This is a genomic window from Pseudorhodobacter sp. (assembly GCF_030452865.1).
Classification (GTDB): Bacteria; Pseudomonadota; Alphaproteobacteria; order Rhodobacterales; family Rhodobacteraceae; genus Pseudorhodobacter.
On record NZ_JAKDLJ010000208.1, the window covers coordinates 1 to 6,296 of the forward strand.

A 6,296-nucleotide genomic window follows, 5' to 3' on the forward strand; every position below is an offset into this window, starting at 1 on the left:
CGGGCGGGTTGAACGTCACCGGCACCTCCGCGACCACGCTTTCCGGCGCGAATGATTATACCGGCGATACCAATGTTCTAGGTGGTTCCTTGACGGTTGCCGGGCCGGTCGGCGCGATTGCGGGGAACACGATTGTTGCCTTGGGCGCGAGCCTGACCAACGCGGGCACCGTGCAGCAGGTGATCAATGCCGGCACCTTCGCCAACAGCGGCGTGGCGGGAAATGTCACCAACAGCAATCTCACGACCAACAGCGGCACGATGGGCGTTGTTTCCAACTCCGGCACGTTGACGAACACGGCGGCGGGCGTGACCAGCAATGTCGGCAACACGGGAACGCTCATCAACAACGGTACAACGGGCGCTGTCACCAACAGCAACATCGCGACCAACAACGGAACGATGGGAAGCGTTTCCAACTCCGGCACGCTGACAAACACCTCATCGGGCGTAACCGGTCCGGTGACCAATACCGGCACCGCGAGCAATGCAGGCACCGTTGCGTCACTTGCGCAGCAGGCAGGCAGCTTCACCAACACCAACATCATTACAGGCGATGCGGTCGTGACCGGTGGCACCCTCGATCATTCCGGCGCTATCAATGGCGCATTGCGCGTGGCTGCGGGCACAACTGCGAATGTAACGAGTGGCAGCGTGGCGGGCACCACGACCAATACGGGCGGCGCGCTGAACATCACGAATGGCAACTTCACCGGCGCGGTAACGAATAACGGCGGCACCACCACCCTGGATGGCGGAAGTTTTGCCACTGGTCTGAACAATGACGCCGGAAGCCTTACGGCCAAGGGTGCTGTGACCGGTGATATCACAAATGCGGCCCTTCTCACGGTTACGGCACCGGATACGCTTGATTTGACAGGTAAAATCACCAACACGGATAGCGGGACGTTTACCACCACAGGCACCACGACAACCTCCGGCGGGGTCGCCAACAGCGGCATCGTCAATGCGAGCGGGGCGTTGAACAGTGCAGTCACCAACAACGCGACTTTCAACGTAACCGGACCGCTGACCGCGACGGGGCAGGATTTCACCAATGCGGCAAACCTGAACATCGGCGCGAACAGTTACACCGGGATCGGCACGCTGACCAATGGTGCCGCAGGCGTTGTCGCGCTGGATGCGACCGGGCGCTTGGGGACGGTCACACTGACCAACAACGGCACCGTGAATGCCAATTCGGCCACTGTTTCGGGTGCGATCACCAACAACATGACTTTCAACGCCCGGTCTGCCGCACTGTCGGGTTCCGTGAATAACGCAGCCGCCGGGGTGTTTGACCTGACCGGCGGCAGCGTGACCGGGCCGGTGACCAATGCGGGCAGTTTCCTGATGAGCAATGGCGCGGTTTCCGGCATCTTCTCCAACAGCGGCCAGGTCACAGCACTTGGACTCACCTCTTTGGGCGGTCTAAGCAACACCGGGGCCGGAAATATCAGCCTGCTGACACCCGACCTCGGCGGTGCACCGCAGTTTGACCAGAACACCCAGGACCGCCTGACGGTTAATGGCCCGGTCAATGGCGGCAACTTCGCGATGGACCTGAACCTCGGGTCCAACAATGCCATCGGGCCGGGAGGCGTGTTGACCAACCCGACAGGCGGCACCAGCGACCAGATCGTGGTCAACGGCGCGATCAGCGGCAACCTGAATTTCGACTTCACAAACAAGGTCGTTGCCGGGGTTCCGCCGTTCTTTGGCGGCGCGATTTATGTGCTGAAAGGCGACCGGGCCTCGGATTACAGCTTCACCTATTCCGGCCTTGGTCAGGGTGGTGCAGTGGTCTATTCCCTTGGCAAAGCCGGGAACGACCTGCAAATCGTCAGCGAGACGAGCGCGGGCATCGGCGGGATCGCCGCCAACGCATCCTTGGTGCAATCGCTGATCGGAACCGTCGTCAATCGTCCGACCAGTCCCTTCGTCAGCGGGCTGGCGACCGAGGAAGGCTGTTCGCGCGGTGGTTATTTCCGCGGCACCTATGGCACCAGCACGGTGTCGGGCACCAGCAACAACGGGGTTTCGACCTCCGGCACCTCGCTGCGGGCGCGCTATGCGGGTGTGCAGGGCGGCTATGACTACGGCTGCAATGATGGCCGGTTCTTTGACGGGTGGGATGGCTCCTTCGGTGCGATGCTTGGCTATAACAACGGGCGGTCGGATCAGGATGTGAACATCGGAGTCAGCGGCGGCGGAACCGCAGTGGCCAGTGTCACCAACACCAAGTTTGACCAGAAATATGCCGGCGTCTACGCAGCATTCAGCAAGGACCGGATCACCGCCGACGTTCAGCTGCGCTTTGAAAAGAGCAATTTCACGCTGAACGAAACCATCAATCCCGGTTTCTTCGGCCTCGGGCTCTCCAATGCGAAATTCGGCACCAATTCTGTCAACGTCACCGGGCGCGTCAGCTATCGGATGGATCTTGGCAAGGAGGGTTTGAATTTCGTCCCGACGGCGGGCCTGTCCTACACCCACACCTCGGCAGCCACAGTGAACTTCACGGGCGGCGAGAATTTGCGCACCGATTCCTTCAACTCGATCGTCGGCTTTGTCGGTGGCACCATCGCGAAGACCACGCTTGCGCCGGAAGGTAATGCTGGGACAACCTTCTTCGCAAGCGCCAACTATTACAACGATTTCGCAGGGGACCGGAAATCCGTGTTCACGGATCGTTTGGGAGGAACCCAGAACATCACGACCAAGAATATCGGCGGCTTTGGGGAGTTGAGCATGGGCGTCAACTATGTGCGCATCCTTGACAACGGGCCGGGCGGTGCCAAGCAGTTGAACGCCAATCTGCGGCTTGATGGGCGTTTTGGCAAGAATGTCAAAGGCTCCACCAGCATCACTGCGCAGGTTCGGTTGTCGTTCTGAACTTGCCACAATGTCTGTTTCCGACGGCCCGGCACCACGCCGGGCTGTTTGACAAATCCCCCTGCCCCATGCCGTCAGCGTTATCGGATGTTTGCAATTCCTGCTCCTGTTTGGAATAACCGAAGCAATCGCCGCGAAACGGCGCAGTCCACAACTTGCGCCTTTGCGTCCGGAGTGATTTCTGCCTATTCTTGCGACAACATATCGTTTCTCTAGGTCATAATGTACAAGTCCATTTTTTTGCGGGGGAGAAAGGATGCACCAAATCGGTTATTCATTTGATACCGGTGCAGTGACGCATCAGGGCCGCGTCCGCGATCATAATGAAGACAGTTTTCTCGCGCGTCCCGCCGCCGGGCTATGGTTGGTCGCGGATGGAATGGGCGGCCATATGGCGGGCGATTTTGCCAGCCGCACGATTGCAGAAAGCGCGCAATGGACGGGCATCCCCTCCTCCGCGCTTGATCTGAAGACGCGGTTCATCGACCGCTTGGTGATCGCGCATGAGGATATCCGCCAACAATCCACCAAACTGAACGGGGCCACCATTGGCGCGACGGTCGTGGCACTTTTGGTATATGAACAACACTTCGCCTGTATCTGGTCGGGTGACAGCCGGATCTACATGATGCGCGGCGACGTTTTTCAACAGATGACGACCGATCACACCGAAGCGATGGAACTCCTGCGCGAAGGTGCCATCACCGCCGAAGAAGCGCAACATTGGCCGCGCAAGAACGTCATCACCCGCGCCATCGGTGTATCGGACATGCCGATGACTGACGAAAACTATGGTGTCTTGCAGGTTGGCGACGTTTTTCTGTTGTGCTCTGACGGGTTGACGGGCCATGTGACAGATGAAGAAATTGCCGAGATATTGCAGGAATGTGAGGCGCAGGAAGCCTGTGACAGACTTCTTGATTTGACGTTATCGCGTGGAGCAAAAGACAATATCACCGCCTTGGTGGTGCGCTGCTTGTCGGCAGACCCGGAAGACCATGCGGAGGCTGTGACCAATCCGGGTTATGGTCCTCCGATTGCGATGCATGACTGGAAAGCGGAAGACTGAATACAATGGCTAATGAACATTCAACGCCTCCGGGTAGCTCCGATAAAGCCGCGCACACAACGGGTTCAGGTGAGCAGCCGAGCAGGCCGCCGCAGACACAGGCTCCTGTGACCACAACCGTTACTTCCGGCATGTTGATCGCGGGCACCTATGAGGTGGAGCAACTGATCAACCGTGGCGGTATGGGCGAAGTCTATCGCGGGCGCAACATCCATACCGGTGACCCGGTTGCGATGAAAATCGTGCTGCCCGCGCTGGCGCATGACCCGATGATCGAGGCGTTGTTCCAGAAAGAAGCCAAGGTTCTGGGCCGGTTGGCGCATGACGCCATCGTGCGTTATCACACTTACATGAACCCGCCGGAAATCGGCCGTCCCAGCCTGATCATGGAATTCGTCGAAGGTCAGGCGCTTGGCGACCGTATCAAGGAAGGGCCGATGCCCGAAGCGGATGTGCGGGTGCTGATGACGCGCCTCGCCTCTGGCCTTGATCGCGCGCATGGCGCTGGTGTCGTCCACCGTGACCTGTCGCCCGACAATGTGATTTTGGAAGGTGGCCGGGTCGAACACGCCAAGCTGATTGATTTCGGGATCGCCAAATCCTCGATGAAGGGTGACCGGACCTTGCTGCAAGGGCAGTTTGCCGGCAAGTTCAGCTTTGTCGCCCCCGAACAACTCGGCGCCTACGATGGCAACATCGACGCGCGTTCCGACATTTACAGTCTTGCCTTGCTGATGGTCGCCGCCTCTCAGGGCAAAACCGTCAACATGGGCGGTAACATGGTGGAAGCCGTGCGCAGCCGCTCCAAAGTGCCGGATCTGTCGGAAACCTACGACGATCTGCGGCCCTTGTTTGCGCATATGCTGCAACCGAACCCGGCCAATCGTCCGGCAAGCATGGCGACCGTGATCGAAATGCTGGAGGATCCTTCGCTGATCCCCGATCCGGCGTCCTACGCCGAAGAACCCGACCCGGATCGCACCATCATTGCGTCACAACTGCCGATCAGCAGCACCGGGCCGCAAACCCAGAAACCCAAAGGCGAATTTGTAGGTATTCCCGGCAAGACCGCTGCTCCGAAACCGAACGAACCACCGAAGAAACCCGGCAAGGGCGGGATGATTGCCGTGGCCCTAGTGGCCCTTGTGGCGATTGGCGGCGGCGGGGCCTATTTCGGCGGGATGTTCGATCCCACACCTGCACCCGGCCCGGAAAAACCAGCCGAAACGAGCGGTCAGACCCCAGCAACCGACACCGCTGCCGCCGAAAAGGCGGCGAAGGAGGCTGCCGAAAAAGCAGCAGCGACGGCAGCGGAAGAAACCGCCGCGAAGGTGGCCGAGACCGAGGCCGCGCGGGTAGCAGCAGAGGCCGCTGCCACAGCCGATGCCGCCCGCATAGCCGCAGAAACCGCACGTCAAACCAAAGCCGCCGAAGACGCGAAAGCCGCCGCCGATGCAAAGGCCGCCGAGGAAGCCGCCGCGAAAGCGGCTGCCGCTGAGCAAAACGCGGCGCAACCGCTGGACGCGATCAGCCAACAGGTGAAATGGGTCAGCAGTTACGATGCGGGACCTTGCGTCTATTTCTCCATGCTCTCCTCAACCGGTGGGCAGGTGGATGTCGAAGGTTACGGCACAGAAGTCGCCCCGTTTCAGGTTATGGTCGACAAGTTCAAGGCCGATAACGGGGTGGAGCCGAATGTCGGCGTCCGGCTGATCAATTCGACGCAATGTCCAGTGCTGGATTTCATGAACAGCCTGCGCAACAATCGCGGTATCGCGCCCAGCCTGATCCTCGACAACAGCACCGACGTTCTGAAAAGTGGTGAAACGGTTTCCGGTCGGATCGAAGGGCTTGCAGGCCGTGCGGTGTCGCTGTTTCTGGTCAACGGTGCCGGCGGCGCGACGAACCTGAAACCGTGGCTGTCTCGCGCCTCGGATGGGACGCTGGGGTTCAGCTTCACCGTCAACCTGGCTGCCGGGGCAGAGCCGACGCCACAACTGATTCTCGCCGTCGTCACCGAACGCGCCGTTGAAAAGCTGGACGCGGTGCCGAATGGCGTCACCGCGCGGGCCTTGGTGCCGTTCATGCAGTCCGAACTGGACCGCGAACGCCAAACCGCCATCGGTGCGCTGCGTTATTTCCGCCTAGAGAATTGATCGGGGGGCAGATCGCTTGCCTCCTACTGAACCGAGAATGCAACAAGGGCCACGTCTTCGGACTGGCCCTTTTGCCGCAACTCCGCCGCCAAAGCCCGAAAGAAATCCTCGGCCCTCGCTCCATTCAGATCAAGAATGGTTTGGGGTAGCGACGGGGTGGAAATCGCCATCAGCAGT

General features: G+C 59.9%; 3 protein-coding genes. All 3 read left to right on the forward strand.

Annotation, left to right across the window (positions count from 1 at the left end):
- On the forward strand, window positions 1-2,894 hold a 2,894-nt coding region (locus tag L0H65_RS12405; protein WP_367651992.1), incomplete at its 5' end, for a beta strand repeat-containing protein.
- Between the two features lie 256 nt (window positions 2,895-3,150).
- On the forward strand, window positions 3,151-3,963 hold the full coding sequence (locus L0H65_RS12410) for a PP2C family serine/threonine-protein phosphatase (RefSeq protein WP_301459367.1): 813 nt from the start codon (window positions 3,151-3,153) through the stop codon (window positions 3,961-3,963).
- A 107-nt stretch (window positions 3,964-4,070) separates the two neighbouring features.
- The gene (locus tag L0H65_RS12415) at window positions 4,071-6,119 is read left to right on the forward strand and encodes a serine/threonine-protein kinase (RefSeq protein ID WP_301459368.1); all 2,049 of its coding nucleotides are present in this window, start codon (window positions 4,071-4,073) and stop codon (window positions 6,117-6,119) included.
- Window positions 6,120-6,296 lie beyond the last annotated feature (177 nt).